The 21,489-nt window shown below is 42.0% G+C and carries 13 protein-coding genes; 10 read left to right on the top strand and 3 right to left on the bottom strand.

Annotated features, from left to right (window positions below; genetic code table 11):
- Positions 1–47 precede the first annotated feature (47 nt).
- The 6 genes from KDU71_RS10645 to KDU71_RS10620 all read left to right on the top strand — a co-directional run bounded on the left by KDU71_RS10645 (position 48) and on the right by KDU71_RS10620 (position 9,383).
- On the top strand, positions 48–1,160 hold the full coding sequence (locus tag KDU71_RS10645) for an efflux RND transporter periplasmic adaptor subunit (RefSeq protein ID WP_212190641.1): 1,113 nt from the start codon (positions 48–50) through the stop codon (positions 1,158–1,160).
- 160 nt (positions 1,161–1,320) lie between these two features.
- Positions 1,321–4,485 carry an efflux RND transporter permease subunit gene (locus tag KDU71_RS10640; RefSeq protein WP_212190639.1) on the top strand — a complete coding sequence of 1,055 codons (3,165 nt, stop codon included), beginning with the start codon at positions 1,321–1,323 and terminating at the stop codon, positions 4,483–4,485.
- Entirely contained in the window at positions 4,475–5,824 is a 1,350-nt protein-coding gene (locus tag KDU71_RS10635) for a TolC family protein (protein ID WP_212190637.1), read from the top strand. The genes KDU71_RS10640 and KDU71_RS10635 overlap by 11 nt, the downstream gene beginning before the upstream one ends.
- Positions 5,825–5,827: 3 nt before the next feature.
- Entirely contained in the window at positions 5,828–6,886 is a 1,059-nt protein-coding gene (locus KDU71_RS10630; RefSeq protein WP_212190635.1) for a sensor histidine kinase, read from the top strand.
- Positions 6,879–7,646, top strand: a complete 768-nt coding sequence (locus KDU71_RS10625) for a LytR/AlgR family response regulator transcription factor (RefSeq protein WP_212190633.1) — start codon at positions 6,879–6,881, stop codon at positions 7,644–7,646. Before KDU71_RS10630 ends, KDU71_RS10625 begins: the two co-directional genes overlap by 8 nt.
- Before the next feature lie 90 nt (positions 7,647–7,736).
- Positions 7,737–9,383, top strand: coding sequence for a diflavin oxidoreductase (locus KDU71_RS10620; RefSeq protein ID WP_212190631.1), 1,647 nt, complete (start codon positions 7,737–7,739; stop codon positions 9,381–9,383).
- 31 nt (positions 9,384–9,414) lie between these two features.
- On the opposite strand, the gene dnaB is transcribed toward KDU71_RS10620, so the two are convergent.
- Positions 9,415–10,965, bottom strand: coding sequence for a replicative DNA helicase (gene dnaB / locus KDU71_RS10615; protein WP_212190629.1), 1,551 nt, complete (start codon positions 10,963–10,965; stop codon positions 9,415–9,417).
- Positions 10,966–11,115: 150 nt separating this feature from the next.
- Between dnaB and KDU71_RS10610 the strand changes: the two genes are divergently transcribed.
- From KDU71_RS10610 to KDU71_RS10600, 3 genes are all read left to right on the top strand, one after another.
- Positions 11,116–13,545, top strand: a complete 2,430-nt coding sequence (locus tag KDU71_RS10610) for a LamG-like jellyroll fold domain-containing protein (protein WP_212190627.1) — start codon at positions 11,116–11,118, stop codon at positions 13,543–13,545.
- A 77-nt stretch (positions 13,546–13,622) separates the two neighbouring features.
- Positions 13,623–14,090: a DoxX family membrane protein gene (locus KDU71_RS10605; RefSeq protein WP_244828378.1), complete on the top strand. Its 468-nt coding sequence runs from the start codon at positions 13,623–13,625 to the stop codon at positions 14,088–14,090.
- A gap of 95 nt (positions 14,091–14,185) precedes the next feature.
- Positions 14,186–15,688, top strand: a complete 1,503-nt coding sequence (locus KDU71_RS10600) for a Gfo/Idh/MocA family protein (RefSeq protein WP_212190625.1) — start codon at positions 14,186–14,188, stop codon at positions 15,686–15,688.
- Between the two features lie 69 nt (positions 15,689–15,757).
- Here KDU71_RS10600 and KDU71_RS23020 read toward each other — a convergent pair whose 3' ends face one another.
- Both KDU71_RS23020 and KDU71_RS10590 read right to left on the bottom strand, forming a co-directional pair.
- Positions 15,758–19,090, bottom strand: a complete 3,333-nt coding sequence (locus KDU71_RS23020) for a DUF1080 domain-containing protein (protein WP_244828376.1) — start codon at positions 19,088–19,090, stop codon at positions 15,758–15,760.
- 58 nt (positions 19,091–19,148) lie between these two features.
- Positions 19,149–20,465, bottom strand: a complete 1,317-nt coding sequence (locus tag KDU71_RS10590; RefSeq protein ID WP_212190624.1) for a Gfo/Idh/MocA family oxidoreductase — start codon at positions 20,463–20,465, stop codon at positions 19,149–19,151.
- 189 nt (positions 20,466–20,654) lie between these two features.
- Between KDU71_RS10590 and ispE the strand changes: the two genes are divergently transcribed.
- Positions 20,655–21,470, top strand: a complete 816-nt coding sequence (ispE, locus tag KDU71_RS10585; protein ID WP_212190622.1) for a 4-(cytidine 5'-diphospho)-2-C-methyl-D-erythritol kinase — start codon at positions 20,655–20,657, stop codon at positions 21,468–21,470.
- The last annotated feature ends 19 nt before the right edge of the window (positions 21,471–21,489 follow it).

Here is a 21,489-nt window from a genome sequence, read left to right as displayed (position 1 = left end):
TTGCATGGTTGAAACGTAAAAAACCAACTTAAAATACAATCACAGTTATGAAGAAAAAAGGAGTGTCTCTGGTTATTGCTATCGTAATTATTGTAGTAGCAATTGTATTTGTAAAGGCCATTACATCATCCAAAGACAGTAAAACGAAAGCCATCAGTGAAAATGCGGGCATGCTGGTTAACGTGATGTACCCTCAGCCAGAAACCATTGAACAATACTACAAAGGCACAGGCAAGCTACGGGCTGTTGACCGCTTTGAAATTGTTGCCCAGGTAGAGGGACAGCTATTGGCTTCGGCACGTACCTTTAAGGAAGGTAACAGCTACCAAAAAGGCGAGCTAATGCTGGAAATTGATCACCAGGAGTTTTACATGAACCTGCTGGCACAGAAAAGTGAGTTTATCACCCTGGCCACGTCCATCCTGCCCGACCTTAAATCAGACTATCCGGATGCATACCCTCTCTGGAGAAAGTATGTTTCTTCCATTGATGTAAATGCCCCTCTGGCTGAAATGCCCAAAGCACAAAGCGAACAGGAACATTTTTACCTCTCGGGCAAAGGCATCCTAAGTAAATATTACTCGGTAAAATCGGCTGAAGAAAAGCTGTCTAAATACATCATACGCGCACCCTTCACAGGCGTTGTAACGGCTGTGAAAGCCGAAGCCGGCAAGGCTGTTCGCCCAGGATCTGAAATGGGTACCATGATTAGCACCGCCCATTACGACCTGGAGATAACCATTCCGCTTGGCAGTATGCAACAGATAAAAGCAGGGACTGAAGCTCAACTTAGTTCATCAGATATAGCAGGCAACTGGCTTGGCAAAGTAGTGCGTATCAGCGGTGATATTGATGAGCAGTCACAAAGCGTCAAAGTATTTATACGCACCCAGGGCTCAGAGTTGAAAGAAGGCATGTACCTAAATGCAGAGATAGCTCAGAAACCATTGGAAAACGCTATTAAGATTCCGCGCAAAATGGTAGATGATAACAACCACCTGTTCATAGTTGAAAATAATGCTCTGAGGAGTATTGAAGTAGAGGTTGTCAGCCGCCAGAGTGATTATGCCATTGTTAAAGGACTACCTGCTGGCACCCCTGTTCTGGCCACGGTAGTAAAAAGTGCCTATGACGGTATGCCAGTGCGCGTGAATGATTAAACAAGACATAAGCGGTAAGCATAATCGGTTATTAATGATTCCTAACACCCTTTATACGCTTAATTTTACAATAATCAATCAGTAGCTTGATAGATGTTTTAAAGTCACAACAGACACCTCAAATGAATATCTACTAACTACTGACCAATAATTAATACACATGAAAAACCTCATAGCCTACTTTATGAAATTTCCGGTGGCAGTCAACCTCATCATGGTGATGGTACTGCTATTTGGCACATTCTCATTAATTGGCATCCAAAAGAATTTTTTTCCCAATATCGCACAGCGTTACATATATGTGGATATTGTTTATCCGGGTGCTTCCCCCGAAGAGGTGGAAGAAGGCGCAATTCTGAAAATAGAAGAAAACGTTAAAGGCCTTGAAGGGATGGAGCGCATCACCTCTGTATCGCGCGAAAACAGTGGCACCGTAACCATTGAAATGTTGAAGGGCACCGACATGGACGAAGCACTGATTAAGGTAAAGAATGAGGTGGAACGCATTGCTTCCTTTCCGGTAGGTATCGAGTCGGTGGTGACATACAAACATGATGATGTAAATTTCTCCATCAACTTTGTGATAACACCCAACGAAGGTAAGCATGCCAGCCTCAAGCAGCTCAAATCAACTGCCCGGCAGATGGAACACGATCTTCTGCGTAAAGAGGGTATCTCAAAGATCTCCATTGGGGGCTATCCCGACGAAGAAATTGCCATCCTCTTAAAAGAAGATGCGCTTGAAGCCTACAACATTACGTTTACTGAGATTGCGCGTGCCGTAGCCAAAACCAACCTACTGATGACTGGCGGTAGTATTAAAGATGGCGAAGAGGAACTGTTTATTCGTGTTCGCAATCGTGAGTATGAAGGAGAAGGACTGGAAGATATTGTTATTCGTAATACACCCGGAGGCGGCATCATCCGTCTTAAGGATGTAGCGACCATAAAAGACCAGTGGGCCGATTCACCTTCTGAAGTGTATTTCAATGCCAGGCAAAGTGTGGTGATTACCATACAAAGCACCTTTAGCGAAGATGTGATTACTGCTACTGATGCTGTTAAAGAATACATTGAAGAATTCAACAACAGTCAGGATCTATATACAGCAACCGTTATTCGTGATTCCAGCGACCTCTTGAACCAACGTATCAATCTGCTGGTTAAGAATGGTATTATCGGTATTGTTCTGGTATTACTATTCCTGTCCTTGTTCTTAAATCCGCGTATAGCCTTTTGGGTAGCGGTTGGTATCCCCTTTTCCATGTTGGGGATGTTTATTATCATACCAGGCACGCCCGTTACCATTAATATGTTATCGCTATTCGGGTTGATATTGGTACTCGGAATATTGGTGGACGATGCCATTGTAGTGGCCGAAAACATCTACCGCCACTGGCAGATGGGAAAAACACCCATACGAGCAGCCGTGGATGGCACACTGGAAGTAACCCCTGCTGTTGTATCAGGTGTTCTAACTACCATGATGGCCTTTTCAGCTTTCATCTTCCTGGACGGGCGCATGGGTGATATGTTTAAAGAGATTTCCATTGTTGTGATTGCCATCCTGTTTGTATCTCTTATTGAAGGATTAATTATTCTGCCGGCTCACGTGGCACACTCCAAAGCACTTAAAAAAGGCTATAAAAGCCAATGGGTAAAATACATGGGCTGGGCCGAAACAGGCCTGCTTAAATTGCGTGACATTACCTATAAACCATTGGTAGAAAAAGCAATTCAATACAAAACCATCACCTTTGCGGTGTTTACAGCCTTGTTTATTATTTCAATCGGTATGGTATCGGCCCGCTGGGTCAATGTCACATTCTTTCCACAGGTGGATGGCGATAACATCACCGTGAGCTTAACCATGCCATCGGGTACTGATGAAACGGTTACACAAAAGCAGGTTGATAAAATTACCAAGGCCATATGGGAGGTCAACGAGGATATGCGCGCGCTGCAACCCGACAACCAGAGCATCATCAAACAAACCTTTCAGCAGTTTCAGGGCATGGGTAGCAAAGCCACTGTTCAGATAACCCTGCTGGATGGCGAATCGCGCAACTCTACTACCGACGATGTGGTATTGCGCCTGCGCGAAAAGGTGGGCGATGTACCTGGTGCCGAAGCATTACTCTACGAAGGATTTAACCCCTTTGGCAAAGCATTGGTTATCTCATTATTGGGAGATGACAACGATATTTTACGCGCTGCCAAAGAAGAATTGAAGCGCGGACTGAATGAAATGCCTGAGGTCACCGATGTTTCGGACAACACACCTATTGGTTATCGTGAAGTAGAGTTGCAACTGAAGGAGAAAGCACACCACCTAGGCATCAGTCTGCAGGATGTTATCGGACAAGTGCGCGAAGCCTTTTGGGGCAATGAGGCACAGCGCCTGCAGCGCGGAAAAGACGAAGTGAAAGTGTGGGTGAAATATTCGGAAGATAACCGCCGCTCAATTGGTCAACTGGAAGACATGAAGATCAGGCTGAGCAATGGCACTGCCTATCCTTTATCTGAACTGGTCACTCTGAAAACAGTTAATGGCTTCTCTAATATTCAGCACCTCGATTTTGAACGCGAAGTTCAGATTGAAGCCAACCAGTCGGATCCAAACGCATCCTTACCTGATGTCATCAAAAAAATTGAGAAGGAAATTCTACAACCTATTTATGCGAAATACCCGGGTGTAAAAGCCGATTACGAAGGACAGAAACGTGAAAGTGGAAAAGTAGCCAACTCGATGCAACAGGTGATGCCAATTATTTTGTTGCTGATGTTCTGCGTGGTGATACTGACACTTCGCTCTGTCACGCAATCCATACTGGTTTATATGATTATTCCTTTAAGTTTAGTAGGCGTCATCATTGGACACTGGATACACGGCATGTCATTAAGTTTGATGTCGGGCATGGGAGTTATAGCCTTGATTGGGGTAATGATCAACGATTCACTGGTGCTAATTAACGCCTTGAACATTAACCTCAAGGAAGGCATGAAATACGAAAAAGCGTTATTAGATGCAGCCATTTCCCGCTTCCGCCCAATCCTATTAACCACCTTGACTACTATTGCAGGCATGGCACCTATGCTACTGGAGACGAGCATGCAGGCCCGTTTCCTTATACCTATGGCTATTTCGGTGAGTTATGGTATGGCTATGGCCACCACTACAACTCTGGTGCTGTTACCAGTGATGCTGCTCATTGCCAATGGCACCAAACTAAAGTGGCAACAATTACGCGGTAGAGAAGTTACCCGTGAAGAATTAGAACCCGCAATTAAAGAAATGAAATACATCGAAGAATATGAAAACTAAATATATCTCAACACTTCTGCTAGCGTGGATATGCCTGTCCGCTAATTCGCAGGAGGTATTACCTGATTCCAGCGAGCAACTGACACTGCAAAAAGCAGTGGAAATTGCCATGGTTAACAACTACGACATTAAAATAGCCAGTGGCGAGTTGCAAAAGGCTCAAAACCTGAACTCAGCTGGTAATGCCGGGCTTCTGCCTTCAGTGAGTCTTAGTGGTGGGGCCGACTACTCCAACAAAGATACCGAGATGGAACTGCTAAGCCAGGGAAGCGACGGCTCTGCATCGAGTGTAATTATTGAGCAGGACAATGCTGCCTCAACCACTTACAATGCTAATGCTCGCATTGATTACACCCTGTTTGATGGATTTGGCAATATTTACACTTATAAAAAATTACAGAGTGCCGATGCTTTACAGGAAACTATCTTCAGGCAGCAAACCGAAGCCACAATAGTGCAGGTAGCCCAGGAGTATTACCAGGTATGTCGTTCACAACAAAACCTGCATCTGGCCAAAGAATCGATGCGCATCTCACGGGAGCGTTGGCAAAAAGCCATTGACCAAAAAGCATATGGCCAGGCCACTCAACTCGACGTGCTCAATGCCGAGGTGGACATGAATAATGACAGTACAACTGTGCTGCAAACCGAGCAGACCTTTATTCAGAGCCTCAAAAACCTCAACCTGGTTCTGGGTATTCCCATACAAAGCTCCTATGAAGTTGATAATTCCATCAGCTACCGCGATGATTTAACGGCCGATAATGTAGTAGCAGGTGCCCTGATGAACAATGCCAGACTGGTAGCGCAACAACAGCAGGAACAAATAAGTGAGTTTGATGTGAAAATTGCCAATGCCGGCAAATACCCAACCCTATCGGCCTATGGACAATATGGCTATTACAGGCAGGATAATGATGCCGGTCAGTTGCTGTATAACCAAAACCTTGGCACAACAGCCGGTGTATCGCTGAAGTTTAATGTGTTCAATGGTAGCCAGCAGCGAACACGTGAAAAAAATGCCAAACTGGATTTCATCAATCAACAGGAACGCACCTATCAGGTTAAATCAGAAATTGAGCGTGATGCTTCGAATGCTTATACTGACTATATTTACAAACGTAGAATTGTTGAGTTGCAAAAGAGCAGTCTGGAACAGGCACGCCTTAATTTCGAACAAACACAGGAATTGTTTCAACTGGGACGTGTGACTTCCATAGAGTTCAGAACGGCACAGCAAAATCTGCTAAAAGTAGCGGCTAACTATAACGATGCACAATTTCAGGCCAAAACAGCTGAATTCTACTTGTTACAGTTATCCGGTCAATTAGTACAATAAGTAATGACTAACAATATTATTTTCAGAAACAAGCGACTAAAGCTCTTGCTGACGCCATTTATTTTATTTGGCATCATACTGATTGCAATGGCACTTACTGTTGTATTTCAGTACCGAACCATTGAGGAAATAAGCCATATGCCACTCGAAAGAATGGCCATTGGCTTCCTCGAAGCCTTGGGCCTTGTGTTTTTATACAATTACCTGGTTCGCAAGCTGAATGTCAGCTACCCATGGAAGCGCAACTGGCTTGTTCGCTCCATTATCGACTTTGGCATAACCATTATTATCCCAACCATTATCATTGGGACGATTAATTTTGCCATTAATGCCGGTTGGATGCCCGAACATCAAAATGAAGAACAATTCCGCATCATTATTTTCATTATGCCACTAATGGTTAGTGCCTTATTAATGGTTGTGGTTGAAATGATAGTGGCTACAGAGGAACGCAACCAACTGGAGCTGAAAATAACGCAACTCGAGAAGGAGCAAATCAACACCAAATACACAGCCCTGAAAGAGCAATTGGATCACCATTTTCTATTTAATAACCTTAGTGTTCTGTCTTCGCTGATATACGAGAGCACCGAGAAAGCCGATAAGTTTATTCAGGACTTTGCTGCCATATACCGTTATGTGCTTTCTATTAACAAGCAAGACCTGGTGACCGTGGAAGAGGAAATGGAATTTATTAAAACCTACCTCAACCTGTATAAGTATCGATACGAGGATCGGTTCGATTATAATTGCAACATCGAACGAGAACTTGCTAACTACCTCATCCCCCCCCTTTCATTGCAGGTGGTTGTTGAAAACGTCTTAAAGCACAATGTGGTATCACAGCAACATCCGTTAACCATCACCATTGAAACAACAGATGGCAAACTTATCATCAAGAACAACCTGCAGCTTAAAACGGATAAGTTTGTATCAACACAAACAGGCCAGGCCAACCTCATTGAAAAGTTTAAATTGCTAAATTGCGAAAAACCGCTGTTTTACAGTCAGGATAATCATTACATATCATTAATCCCACTTATACCCCCGAGCCATGACTAATGTATTGATTGTAGAAGACGAAATGCCATCGGCACGCAAACTCAAAAGTATGCTCGAATTGGTTGCGCCTGATTTAAAGGTGTGTGAGATAACTGATTCGGTGCAATCTACCATTGCGTTTTTAAGCAATAATTCGGTCGACCTCATTTTTTTGGACATCCATCTGGCCGACGGCAACAGCTTCCAGCTTTTTGAGCAATTAAACATTGAGACACCGGTTATTTTCACCACTGCTTACGATCAATATGCCATCCAGGCATTTAACCACAACAGCATTGGCTACCTGCTGAAACCATTTGGCAGCGATAAATTAAAAGCCGTTCTTGATAAATACCGCCTCAATACACAATCACCCAGAGAACAATCAATTGATTATCAACTATTGGGCAAGATGATTGCTCAACAACAGGTACAGCCCGAATACCGCGAACGCTTTCTGGTGCATTACAGAGGTAAGTTAAAACCGGTTCCAATTAATGACGTGGCCTACATCTATGCAGAAAACCGCGGGGTTTTTATATGCACGCACGAAGGCCGCATCTATGATATTAACCAAACACTTGAACAACTGAGTGAGGAGTTAAATCCCAGACAATTCTTTCGGGCCAATCGTAAATTCATTGTCAGCGTTTTGGCTATTGTGGAGGCACACCTTTACTCAAAAAGTAAGCTGAAACTGGAGCTTAAACCAGCTGCCAATACTGAGGTCATCGTCTCAAGCGATAAAGCCAGTAAATTCAAGCAGTGGCTGGCCCGATAGGCAAACATTTTCATCCCAATATTTGTTAATATTAAGAAGGCTCACTTTACCGAAGCCTTCTTTTTTTTAATAATAAAACACGCATCATATATGGGATTTTTCAGCGCTTTGATTAAAAAGAAAGATAAACCACTTAACCTCAATATTAAGGCTGACATTAAATGTCCGCCCATCACTATCTTATATGGCACCAAAACGGGTAATGCTCAGCTGGTTGCCCAACAAGCCCACAAATATTACCATCAGTGTGGCATTGAGAGCGAATGCTATAACATGGAGAAATATGATGTGGGGCGCTTACCCGCAGAGCACAAACTTTTAGTGGTGGTCAGTACTGATGGAGAAGGCGAACTTCCACCGAATGCACGTAAGTTTTTTGCCCTTTTGCAACATGAAGAAATGCCCATGTTACCCAATTTGCAATATGCGGTTTGTGCCCTGGGAGATTCAAGCTACGACAATTTTTGTGGCGCTGGCAAAACCATTGAAAAACAACTTCAAAAACTAGGAGCACAAGCCATCATGAGTCGCGTCGATTGTGATTTAGACTTTAAAAAACCAGCACTTCAATGGATTCAGAATAGTTACGATACCATTACCGGTGTTAAGAAGGAGGCACCCATAGCTGAACCTGAGATTACTGAGCCAGACTTTATTTCAACAACATTAACCAAACGACAACAGCTCACAAAAGGAGAAACCCCACAAGCTGTATATCATATCGAACTGGATAACACCACAAATAAGGTAGATTATGCAGCGGGTGATTGCATAGAAATCATCCCAAGTAACCCGATAAAACTGGTTGATCAGATTATTGATACACTTAACCTGAATCAGTCACAGCAGTTGATTTCCAATAGCCATACACTTGAATACGCTTTACTGCACCAGTTTGAGATTACTAAGTTAACACGTCCTGTCATCAGGCGATACATGAAAATTAACATCAATGAAAGTCTGAAAAGACTTTACAATGATAAAGAAGCACTACGAGATTACCTGGTATCATCTGATGTGCTGGACTTAATTAAAGACTATCCGTGCCAAATGGATGCAGATGAGTTTATTAGTATTTTGCAACCACTGCACTCGCGCTACTATTCAATTGCATCAGGTGCTAAAGCTAAGGCCGATCAAATTGACCTGACAGTAAAAACCATTCGGTTTCAGCAAAAAGAACGGGAATATGAAGGCGCTGGCTCAACCTATGTTAATGAAAGCTTAGAAGAAGGAGCCGAAATTCATTTCAGGCTGGTTGCCAATCCCTCCTTTCACTTACCAGACGACCCGGCAACACCGCTTATTATGATTGGTGTTGGAACCGGCATTGCTCCTTACAGAGCATTCCTGCAGGATTTAAAGGCTCAAGGCATCAAAAATAAAGCCTGGCTCATTTGGGGCGATAAACACCAAACCACTGACTTTTTGTACGAAGATGAGCTGATTGATTACTACAAGAATAATACCCTGGCCTTTATCAATACAGCATTCTCACGTGATCAGGAGCAGAAAGAGTATGTACAACAACGCCTAATCGATTATCAGGATCGCCTGCTGGAATGGCTGGATGATGGCGCTATGATTTATCTTTGCGGGCACAATAAGATGGGTGACCAGGTGAAGCAAACACTGGTACATATATACATGAATGCCAAAGGCATGAGTGAACAGGAGGCCAGAGCCTATCTGCGTGAGCAACGCAATAATAATATAATCCGTGAAGATTTATATTAATTGATATCAGAAGCAATAGTTCAACTACACATTAAAAAGGCACATCACTATTAAAGCCCGGGCCATCAGGAAACTCGGGCAATTGTTGCCCACCCGATTGCGATACAGCATCTGACTCAGCATTTTGGTTCATTTTAGAACCAAATGTTTGAGATGGTGCACTCTGACCAAAACCGCTATCATCAAACTCAGCATCTTCCACATCCTGGAAACGTGCCAGTTCGGCGCGGAATCGTAAGCGTACATCAGCTGTTGGCCCTGCACGGTGTTTGGCTATAATGATTTCGGCCATACCAATTAATGAGTTTCCCTGTTCATCCTCAGTAATACGATAATATTCAGGACGGTGAATAAAACACACCATATCGGCATCCTGCTCAATCGCACCTGATTCACGCAGGTCTGACAGCTGCGGACGCTTTCCTTCGGCTCCTGCACGACCTTCCACACCACGGTTAAGCTGTGACAGGGCAATAATTGGCACATCCAGTTCTTTGGCCAAACCTTTGAGGTTACGTGATATCAAACTCACCTCTTCCTGACGAGAGCCAGGATTCATACCGCTGGCATTCATCAGCTGCAGGTAGTCAATAATCACACATTGTATATCGTGCTGCTTTTTTAGTCGACGACACTTGGCACGTAACTCAAACACCGATAAGCCGGCCGTGTCATCCACAAAAATAGGAGCATCAATCAGGTTCTGTATTTTATGGTCAAGCTGTTCCCATTCGTATGGAGCCAGATTACCTTTCTTGATTTTATCGGCAGAGAGCTCTGTTTCCGATACAATCAATCGGTTCACCAATTCGACATTAGACATCTCCAGCGAGAAGATGGCCACCGGAATCTTATGGTTCAACGACATCTGGCGAGTCATGGACAGCACAAAAGCTGTTTTACCCATCGCCGGACGTGCCGCAATAATAATCAAAGCCGAGCCCTGCCATCCAGACGTAATACGGTCCAAAGCCGTAAATCCTGATGCCACACCACTTAAACCATCCGAACGCTCAGATGCGGCCTTAATACGATCAATTGCATCCTGAATAACCGGATTAATCTGCGTAGCATCACGCTTCATGCTTCCTTGCGAAAGCATAAAAAAGGTACTTTCTGCCTCTTCCAGCAAGTCATTTACATCAATACCATCGTCGTAGGCTTTACTTTGCAAATCGCTTGAGATGTGAATCATCTGACGCTGCAAATATTTTTGCCAAATGATACGCGCATGGTATTCGATGTGGGCAGCCGATGCCACTTTACTGGTCAATTGAGTGATGTAAAAAGCACCTCCGCACTCCTCCAGCTTACCCATTTTCTTGAGCTGCTGGGTAACCGTTAGCATATCAACCGGCTGCTCATGCGCCTCCAAATCCATAATGGCTTTATAGATATGCTGATGGGCTTCCTTATAAAAATGCTCTGGCTTCAGTAGTTCCGACACATTTAGGAAAGCCTCTTTTTCCAGCAATAAAGCACCCAAAACCGCTTCCTCCAGTTCAGTCACCTGAGGTGGTAGTTTACCCATTTCTAAGCCCGCAACAGGCTTTTTGCGATTTGAATATCTATTATCTGCCATATATCTAACTTGGAAAAATTCGGAGAGGCAAAGATACAAAAAGCACTCAAAGTTATGTCTGTTTACATTTATTTTAATCCACGATTATTGCCCAAGCAGAATCCATTTACTCTTTAAAAACTTATATTTGCCTTACAACACTAATTATCTATGAACCCAGAAATTCGCTATCTACAGCTCGTATTAAGTCTTCTTTTTTCCACCTGTCTATATGCACAATCTCCATTAGATAAAAAAATGTTGGGATGTCATAGTAGAGTTGTACTTGAAGTTGAATCTGAATTGGAGGTAACATCTGGCATTGAAAAAGGAATCGACACTTTTATTCCGACATGTACTGATTATAACTGTTTAGTAAGCGTTTTTAAAACACTATCAAGCAAACTTACTCAAGCCCCAAATTCACGTTTCATCATAATCAATCAACATCATAGTGATTCTGTATGGAATAAAGCCATTGAACAAAGTACTCTTGACAAGTTACTTGTTGAAACTAAACAAAGACTGGGTACACAACTATACTCCTGTATCTTAGATTCAAACACTCTCATTTCTTTCTCAAAAGGAACAACTCTTTATAGTTTTGATTTCAACGACTATATAACTAACAGTGGTGATAGTATTTCAATCCATGAAAGAGCCAATGACTTCTTACTAACAAAAATAAACCTTGATTCTTCAGATACAATTATTAATGGACCGATAAACACTTGGGTTAAAAGTCTAAATACTGAGTATAGCCAACCGGTTATTAACCTGTTAAAGCTATGGGATAATACGGGTAAACGACCGCATTTTATTGTTTGTAAAAGGTATGAAGCGGAACAAGGCATAAGCATCACCAATATCATTAATCAAACGGCCTTTCGAACGGTTAAATTCACTTTGGATAACAAGGTGTTTGCGCCGGTAAAAATCAGTGAGAAACCAGGCTTTATAAGTGGTGGTCGAGTATGCTTCCCCATTGCACCGGAGCAGCAGTACAAATTCGAAATTACACCCAAAGCAAAAGGCTACAGATTCTCTCCGGATATCTTCAGATTTACAGCGGAACATGAAATGGTTGAAGTACCTATAACTGCTATTCCTTTGCCACTTAATCACAAGCAAGTAATACAATTTAACTTTGATAATTCTGAGGCGCCAGGTGCTAATCATGTTGATAACATATATGCATCGTCAAATACCATGTTGCAAAAAGACGATGAGCGAGGCAAGGTGTTTTATTTTGATGGTCAAGGAGATTATATCGATTGCGGCTCCCATTTAAACATTGATTTTAAAAAGCCGATTACCATTAGCATCTGGGTGAAACCAGAAAAGATGGAGCAGGATCATAGTCTGGTTGGTTTGGCAAATATTTTTTCAATGAAGATTAGAAACAGTTGGTTAACCTTTACACATACCGATGTTTCAGACATCAACTTTAAAGACTACCCAATTGAACCGAATACATGGCATCACCTGGCAATTGTTAACGAACCTAACAACCAGCTCACATTTTTTCAAGACGGGGAAATGATTGGAATATCAAAAATAGGAGAGATAGACAATACAGACCATGCCCTTTTGATTGGTACAAACATCTGGGGTGAATACTACCAGGGATTTATGGACGATTTAATTATCTGGAACCGGGCACTGTCTGACAATGAAATCATTCAACTTAGCCAACTTGAAAGCAGCCATAAAAACTATCGTTTAATTACTGTTCTAATGGCACTTGCTTTAGCAGCTCTGGCATTAACTATTTGGTGGATAAAACTGCGATCGCCAAAATCAATAACTCAACCTGATAAAGTCAACAAAACGACAAACTCCCCGGCAATTAATACTGAGCAGACTCGTCAGGTAAGTTCTTGCATATTAACATTCGGTGAACTTCGGATCATCACCAGCGATGGTCATAACCTGGCTACGGAATTATCGCCAAAGGAAAAACAATTGCTGATATATCTCCTGTGGCACACCTATCGAAACAACAAAGAAGGTGTTTCATCCAGACAGCTATCAGAAGACCTCTGGCCCGGCATTTCTAAAGACAGGGCAAAGAACAACAGGAGTACCTACATGCAGCGATTAAGGAAGTTATTAAATGATTCAACAGGTATACAAATCACCTACTCATCCAATAAAAAATGGATTTTAGAGCTACCTGCTTCTTATACATGCGATTTAGTCACCTACGAAAAGGTTAAACAACAACTGAACAAAGAACGTAACATCGACAACCTTCAGATGTTTCTTAACACTTTGCTTGATGGTAATTTTCTATCACAAACCCGAAATGAGTTAATCGACACCTTTAAAAATGAAATTGAAAATGAAATCATTCTACTTTTAACGGATCCTGATATTATTGAAATAGCTAAAAACTCCCATCGAATTATTCCAATAATTACTGCCGCCATCAGGAAGTACGATCCCTTAAGTGAAACTGCCTTATCGCTTGAAATTAATTGGCTTTATAGCATCGGGCACCATGGGCGGGCACTTGAAACTTACCAAAAATTCTGCTACGATTATGAAACTTTATATGGGGAAGTATTTAACCGAAAAATGGATAAACTGCTCACTTAATTAAGGAATTACCCTATTCATTACTCCTTCCTTTTATCCTTCAAACCTCATCTTAGTCAATATTTAATATTATTGAGATGAGGAATAACAAATCAGAGAAAATTGCTTTAACCTTATTAAGAATAGCTATTGGCTGGTTATTTTTTCATGAGGGCTTAAACAAAGTTATCACTGAGGGATGGACAGCAAAAATGTATCTCCTGCAGGCTAATGGACCACTACAATCCTTTTATCATTGGATGGCCTCCAACGAATCTATTCTGCAATTCACCAATTACAGTTTAATCGGTTCTCTATTGCTCATTGGACTGGCTCTATTTATTGGTTTATACGAACGTTTTTTTACAATCGCAGGCATCATTATTCTGGCATTATTTTACTTTGCTTACCCACCTTGGGGCGAATCAATCAATAGTTATGCCGAAGGTAATTACCTGTTAGTAGATAAAAATTTGATTACAGCCTGTGCTTTACTGGTGCTATTCCACTTTAACATTGCTAAGGAATTTGGTCTCGATCGATTCCGTTTCAAACCTAATGCTTAATCCAATTCAAGCTGAAACGAACCTATAAATCGGATTCTAATTGCTCAGTTAAAAATCGATTTACGAGTTCTATTTGACCTAAAAATATTCAAATCATGAAGAGACGAGATTTACTTAAAGGGCTGGTAGGAGTTCCTTTTTTAGGAGCTTATGGTTATCTGCTCTTAGATAAATTAAAACATACTCCTGATATAAATGACAATCCATTTATTCATTTTCTAGAAAAGAAACTACCATTACCGGCACAACAAACACCGTATTCTAACGATGGTAAAAAACTAAGAATCGGAATTATTGGAACAGGCAGCAGAGGCAGCTATTTAATGAAAGCTTTAGGCTTTTTGCCACCTGAAAGCATTGATCAGATGAATGAGAAACAGCAACAGCTTTTTAATGAACAACCTGATCTTAATGTTGAAATTGTTGCCATTTGCGATCTTTACCAACCACGCGCCGAAAAAGCAGCATTGGCAGCGGCCAACATTGACAGGGATGGCACCCAAAAATTCAATAGGCCAGCTGTTAAAACCTATGCATCATATAAGCAATTGATTGCTGACAATACTGTAGATGCCGTTGTGATTGCAACAAGTGACCAATGGCATGCCCCCATTACAATTGAAGCCGCCAAAGCCGGTAAGCATGTTTATTGCGAAAAAGCCCTCACGCATAATCTGGAAGATGTTTTTAAGGTAAGGGATGCGGTGGTTAACAACAGAATTACCTTTCAATTGGGACATCAAAACAGGCAAACGGAAAATTACATCCGTTCTAAACAAATTGTAGATGCCGGCCTGCTTGGAAAGGTTAATCTGGTTGAAACTTCAACCAACCGTAACTCAGAGAATGGTGCGTGGCTTTACAATATTCCTGAATCAGCCAACGAGCAAAATGTGGACTGGAAACAATTTCTACGCAATGGAAATATACCTTTCAATAAAGAACACTTTTTCAGATGGCGTTTGTTTTGGGAATACAGCACCGGTCTTGCCGGCGACTTACTAACACACGAGTTTGACTGTATTAACCAAATACTTGGAATGGGCATACCCGAAAAAGTAACTGCTTCGGGAGGTATCTACCATTGGAAAGACAACCGTGAAGTACCTGACGTTTTTCAGGTCATGATGGAATATCCAAGTAAGAGCATGTCGCTGATGTACTCAGCATCGCAGGCTAACAGCGCCAACCGCCCACGCCTGATTATGGGAACCGATGCATCACTTGAAATAGGTGGAAAAATTAATTTAAACGTCGATCCGGGCTCCAGGCTCTATCAAAAATATCTAAAAGATAATCAGGTACAGCCCAACAGCTCCATCTGCTTAAACAACGCTGAATCGTTAAAACTGGATGGTATTAGTTCGGCAACTGAAAAATATTTTGCCTCACGAGGATTATTGTACACAACACATAATGGTAAGATGATGGATACTACCCACCTGCATTTAGCTGAATGGTTACATGCCATTAGAACGGGTTCAACAACCAGTTGCAATATTGATCGCGCATTTGAAGAAGGCATTACAGCACAGATGGCCACTTTAGCCTACCGCGAAGAAAAAGTCAAAAAATGGGATGGTGATAAAGTCATTTAGACTTCTGAATAATATTAAAAAGCCTCGCAGAAATTATCATCTGCGAAGCTTTCACATTTTAATTTAATCCTACAACTCCTTAATTCTAATATTTCTAAAAAAGACCTCAGAACCATGGCCTAAAAAGCCAATATACCCTTTTGTACGCTTAAGTCCCGGATGATCTTTCCCATCCAAAGTACCATTGGCCGATGCTTCAGCAATATCACCATCCACAATTACTTCACCGTTCAATATTACTTTTACTTTGTTTCCTTTTACAATCACTTCTTCGGTATTCCATTCTCCAACAGGCTTTAAGTAACCTCTTTTGGCAGCTATAACACCATAAACCGAACCATGATACTGGTAAGGCTGCAGCTTGGCATAGACAGGAGCCGTGTTATCCAGAATCTGCAACTCCATACCCACATAGGCTGCATCTCCTTCCAGTGGCGCCCTGATACCCAATCCATTATTGGCCCCAGGGGTTAACTTAAATTCAAAGCGGTAAATAAAATCAGCATATTCCTTTTCGGTGTATAAATTACCATGTCCCCCATTCTTTGGTTTTATTACAATCTCGCTATTCTCAACCAGGTAATCCGTTTTATTACCAACCCATCCATTCAGGTCGGTACCATTGAATAAGGCTACAAAGCCATCAGCCTTTTCTTCATCAGTCAGGTTAAAACCGGCTACATCCAGCTCCTTAATATACACATCCCGAAACGCCAGGTCAGTACCATGAGCCTGCAACTCAATTGGACCGGAGGCAAAAATTGGTATTGAACGATCCCAGTAATTTTCCATCACCACGTTATCAACTACCAAATATCCATTCAGGTAAACCGTTACGCGTTCGCCAACCATGCGAATCCTAAAGGTATTCCATTCACCAATTGGATTATCTGCCACTAATAATGGCTTGCTTTCATGTTTCTGGTTATTGTACAGTCCACCAGAGCCAACCTGTGCCCCAACATCAACCCGTGAAGTATCCCATACCTGCACCTGAGGCGTTCCTCGCAGATAAATACCACTGTCGCCATGCTTCGTTATTCGCCAATCAACTATCATTTCAAAGTCACTATATTCTTTCACCGAACACAAATTATGGCCTTTACCATTAAACACGATATGCCCATTCTTAACCGACCAGTTCTCAGCCATTTTTTTATCGGCTTCCTTTTGTAACTGACTATGTTTATAGGATGATAACTTCTTAAGCTTAATCGGATTGTCAACAAACCCTTGCCAGCCACATAGGTCTGTCCCGTTAAACATTGACACATAGCCCTTATCATTCGTCATAGAAGCCAGATAAGTCTCAATATCAATTTTTAAATACTGGCTATCAGGACCTGTTATCAGCGGAAGGGCTTTCATTAAACCATCCCTGATGATGTCACCATCCAAGCCATTTCGCTTGCCTGCATCATGCATAGCCACTTTCACCAACGCATTGGCTGCATCATTTTTCAAGGCACTATCATCCAGATAAGTTGACAAGTAGATAAATGTCAGATAGGTCTTAACCGAAGACAAGGCATTCAGTACCTCCTTTTTCTCTGCATTCCCTTTTGCCAGCGGCATTACCTTGCGCATTAACAGCAGCTTTTGATCATTGGGCAATTGCGATGACGTAACTTTGTTGACATAGCCACTGAATGCCTTTTTGTAAGTGTTGTCAGATGACGCTCCTTCGACAATGGAATACAAAGCAGGCAATGCAGCTGTTCCGCTCCAGTGCACCAAAGCTTCCAGTGCTGCTGGTGAGTGCTCATTTTGATAAGCCTCATACACCAGTTGAACAGCTTCCTGGCCACCTATCGCACTGTATACCGGAATAAACTTATTAAACTCATCAGACTTAGCCGCCTCAAATATCTTATTCTTTGCCACCTCTTTCTCTTTCGTTTGCTCATAAGCAGCAACAATGGCTTTAGCAATTAGCTCACAATCCTCAGATGCTTTTACGCCTTGAAATAATGCTAATAAAGCTTCCAGATCCTTTTCTCCCGAAACTGACGCCAGGTTTTGTAATGCCACACTACTTTGCTCACCTCCATCTTTGACTATATCCATCATCTTATCAAATGCACCTTTATACTGTTTGGCACCCCAAATGTCGATTAACACAGCTTGTCCCGCTGCCGGAACCTGATTAAAAATAGTTAAAGTCTGCTCAATATTGTTTTTACTAACACTTAATAACAGCGCCTGCCTGGCTACCTCCACATCATCCTTAGCCGTATGGTTGGCCAGAAAATCAAGAATTACATTAATACCTTCTTCCCCATTCAGAGTTGCATAGCAAATGAGTGCCTCCTGACGAACACCGGCATCCTTTGAGTTGACTAATACCTCAACAGATGGAGCATCAGTTGCCTTTCCAGTCTGCGATATCAGGTAGAGAATTTCTTTTTGCACTTCCGGTGATTTACTGCGTTGCATTTGCTTCACCCATGGTTCCAAAGGTGTCTTCTGTCGAATAGCTTCTTCAATGGCTGCTCCCCGATAAACCTTATCCTTACTCTTTAATGCACCTAGGAGAAGAGCATTCGTTTGAGCCATATCGCTCAGCTCACACATCAGCATCAACGCACCGGTTTTAACCTGCACGGCCGATGTTTTTTTATTAATTTTTGTTGCTATCTGCATAGCTTTTTTAGGGTCTGTTGATGCTATTTGCTCAACATAGTCCAGCAATGCAAAAACCGCCTGGTCCGCTGAAGGATTGTAGTTTGCTGCTTTCGCTTCCAGCATTATCAATTCTTCTGAAGTTTCGCACGGCATGCTTGCCAAAGCACGTAATATATCTGTTTTAAGCTCGGTTGTTGCTTGCGGGTATAAACCTGCCAATTGACTGGCATAGCCAGCATCATTACATTGCCCCAGGGCTTTAACCAAACTTTTTTGAGCGGAGTTTCCTGCATTTTTTAAGGACTCGGAAAAGAACTGTGCCGACCTAGAAGCATCGGATAATAGCATGCTTTTAATGGCTGGCTCCCTCAGCACATCATCACTTAAATAGCTACTTAGAGCATGTATACAGGCCGAAGAACCGACAAATTCCAGTTGACGAATAAAAAAGGCTTTCACCTCGTTGCTTGTTGACTCCTCAATCATTTTCAATAACTGACGTTCCCATTCTTTGGCTGCATTCATCTCCAATGATTGGCTGATATATTTAGAGTAACTCTCAACAGAGAAGCGTGCTTTGGTATCATCACCTGTGCCCGGTTCCACTATTTGCTGACAAATTAACTCACGAACATCAGGTCCCAACTGCAACATGTCTTTCATTAGCTTATCGCGATAAGCCATATTATTGACTGGCATCTGCACCAGCAGGTCGGCCACCTTGGTATCAACAGTTCGATTTATTTGAGATTGCGCTGATGTTATCACCAATAACATCAACAAAAGATTAAGTATTCTTTTATTTAAGTACATAAAATTCATTGTTTAAGGTTGATTAGATGCTCCAATTGCCACGCATAGGTTGATTCAACAGACGATTTGCTCCATCGTCATTAATGAACTCCTGCTTTACCGGATCAAAGTGTAAAGTGCGTCCAAGTCGTAATGCCACTATTCCCATGTTTACAATAGTACAAGAGCGATGACCGTTTTCTTCGTTAAGTGCGAACTTTTTACGTGAGCGCACCGACTCATGGAACGATGTAATCTGTGGCTCCGGATCAGGCATGGAATCAATGATACCTTTCAAATTTGGAATGGTTGAGCGAAAACCTTTGTATATCTTACCTTTGGGTCCTTCAATGTATGCAGCATCCTGATCTTTGTTTTCGCCATCCAGAATTATCTGGCAACCATCAGCATAGGTATAGGTAATTTTTCGCCAGGTACCTACTGCATCCGGGTGTTGCTGGGGAGCATCCACCTCTACCTTAACCGGACTGGTGTCATCTTTACCCAGAATGTATTGCACCGGATCAATATAATGCTGGCCCATATCACCCAGACCTCCACCATCATAATCCCAATAACCGCGGAACTTAGTATGTACCCGGCGAGAATTATAGGGTTTAGCCGGAGCTGGTCCTAACCACATATTATAATCCAATGTCTCCGGCACTGGTTGTGGAGGCAGGTTATGCTCACCTTGCCAATAGAACTTCCAGTTATATCCGGTAACGCCACTGATGGTTACTTTCAACGGCCATCCTAATACACCACTGTCAATAGCCTTCTTAAGGGGTTTAACAGTGGTTCCTAATCCATAGAAATTATCTTTAAATCGAAACCATGTATTTAGGCGGAACATACTGCCACTTTTCCTGACAGCTTCAACAACTTTTATTCCCTCGTCAATGGTACGGGTCATGGGTTTCTCACACCATATATCTTTACCTGCTTCAGCTGCCATTACCGACATAATCCCATGCCAGTGAGGAGGCGTTGCAATATGAACTACATCAACATCTTTTTGCTGTAACAAATCCCTGAAATCGGTATAAGCTGGTATACCTTTACCAACTTTATCAATTGCCCTTTTTAGATGATTCTGATCAACATCACAAATAGCAACCAAGCGGCCTTCCCTTGTAAGGTGATGACCATAACCAATACCTCCCATTCCAATGATGGCCTTGGTAATTTGATCACTCGGAGCCGTGTAACCTGGTCCGCCTAACACATGTCGCGGAACAATCGTAAGAGCAGTCAATCCAAGCAATCCTTTTTTTAGAAAATCTCTCCTTTGAATTCCATTTTTATCACCCTGCTGTCCTTCAGAACAACAAGTGATTTCCTTTTTATTTTCCTTCATTAGATCTGAATTATGATATAATATTCAATTATTCAATGATATGATTTCAGATCAAAACTACTTAGCTACAGGGTATTTAGAGGGGTAACAAGCTGAGTAATGCCCTTAATTAACCGTCAAAAATATTTCGATTATTAACTTTTTCTCAAACAAAGAGAAATAGTTACTTTGCAATCAAAGAACAACAATATGATTTGCTATCCCAACGCTAAAATAAATATAGGCCTTAATGTGGTTGAAAAAAGGCCTGATGGCTACCACAACCTTGAAACTATTTTCTTTCCAATACCATTGACTGATGCTCTTGAAACGGTGCATAATCCTGAAAGCAAAGAACCATACTTATTCAGTTCGTCAGGAATTGACATTGACGCTAAGCCAGAGGAGAATATTTGTATTAAAGCCTTTGAGTTGCTCAAGGCTAACTATGAGCTTCCTCCTGTTAATATTCATCTGCATAAGATGATTCCTTTTGGCGCCGGACTGGGCGGCGGCTCGGCAGATGGGGCTTTTATGCTCAACCTGCTAAAGAAAGAGTTTGAGCTGGACGTAACCGAAGAAGAGTTACAAGAACTGGCTGCCCAGCTAGGTGCAGACTGTGCCTTTTTCATCAAAAATAAACCTTCGTATGCCACTGGAATTGGCAATATACTACAAGACGTAGAACTGGATTTGAGCGATTATTACATTGCTCTTATAAAGCCACCTATTCACGTTTCCACGCCGGATGCGTACAGAGGTATCACTCCAACTCCTTCATCGCATTCGTTAACCGAGTTAATTCAGCTCCCGGTCGAACAATGGAAACACCATATTAAAAACGACTTTGAGCAATCAGTTTTTGCTAAATATCCAGAGATTGGTAAAATAAAAATGGAACTCTACGAAGCTGGCGCCAGTTATGCCTGCATGAGCGGTAGCGGCTCCAGTGTCTTTGGATTGTTTAAGACAGAACCTTCTTTGAATATGCCGCCATCCTGTTTTACCTGGATAAAAAAGCTATAAAGTAAAAGGGCTGCAAATT

Origin of the sequence: Carboxylicivirga sediminis, from assembly GCF_018156225.1 — a bacterium.
In the GTDB taxonomy this organism is placed as follows: Bacteria; Bacteroidota; Bacteroidia; order Bacteroidales; family Marinilabiliaceae; genus Carboxylicivirga; species Carboxylicivirga sediminis.
Note: the sequence above shows the minus strand (reverse complement) of the source record. Positions and strands in the feature narration are given on the sequence as shown.

What these genes read in the sequence shown, in the direction of transcription:
- KDU71_RS10645 (WP_212190641.1), top strand. Translation starts at nt 48, where the DNA reads ATGAAGAAAAAAGGAGTGTCTCTGGTTATTGCTATCGTAATTATTGTA.
- KDU71_RS10640 (WP_212190639.1), top strand. Translation starts at nt 1,321, where the DNA reads ATGAAAAACCTCATAGCCTACTTTATGAAATTTCCGGTGGCAGTCAAC.
- KDU71_RS10635 (WP_212190637.1), top strand. Translation starts at nt 4,475, where the DNA reads ATGAAAACTAAATATATCTCAACACTTCTGCTAGCGTGGATATGCCTG.
- KDU71_RS10630 (WP_212190635.1), top strand. Translation starts at nt 5,828, where the DNA reads ATGACTAACAATATTATTTTCAGAAACAAGCGACTAAAGCTCTTGCTG.
- KDU71_RS10625 (WP_212190633.1), top strand. Translation starts at nt 6,879, where the DNA reads ATGACTAATGTATTGATTGTAGAAGACGAAATGCCATCGGCACGCAAA.
- KDU71_RS10620 (WP_212190631.1), top strand. Translation starts at nt 7,737, where the DNA reads ATGGGATTTTTCAGCGCTTTGATTAAAAAGAAAGATAAACCACTTAAC.
- dnaB (WP_212190629.1), bottom strand. Translation starts at nt 10,965, where the DNA reads ATGGCAGATAATAGATATTCAAATCGCAAAAAGCCTGTTGCGGGCTTA.
- KDU71_RS10610 (WP_212190627.1), top strand. Translation starts at nt 11,116, where the DNA reads ATGAACCCAGAAATTCGCTATCTACAGCTCGTATTAAGTCTTCTTTTT.
- KDU71_RS10605 (WP_244828378.1), top strand. Translation starts at nt 13,623, where the DNA reads ATGAGGAATAACAAATCAGAGAAAATTGCTTTAACCTTATTAAGAATA.
- KDU71_RS10600 (WP_212190625.1), top strand. Translation starts at nt 14,186, where the DNA reads ATGAAGAGACGAGATTTACTTAAAGGGCTGGTAGGAGTTCCTTTTTTA.
- KDU71_RS23020 (WP_244828376.1), bottom strand. Translation starts at nt 19,090, where the DNA reads ATGTTATTGGTGATAACATCAGCGCAATCTCAAATAAATCGAACTGTT.
- KDU71_RS10590 (WP_212190624.1), bottom strand. Translation starts at nt 20,465, where the DNA reads ATGAAGGAAAATAAAAAGGAAATCACTTGTTGTTCTGAAGGACAGCAG.
- ispE (WP_212190622.1), top strand. Translation starts at nt 20,655, where the DNA reads ATGATTTGCTATCCCAACGCTAAAATAAATATAGGCCTTAATGTGGTT.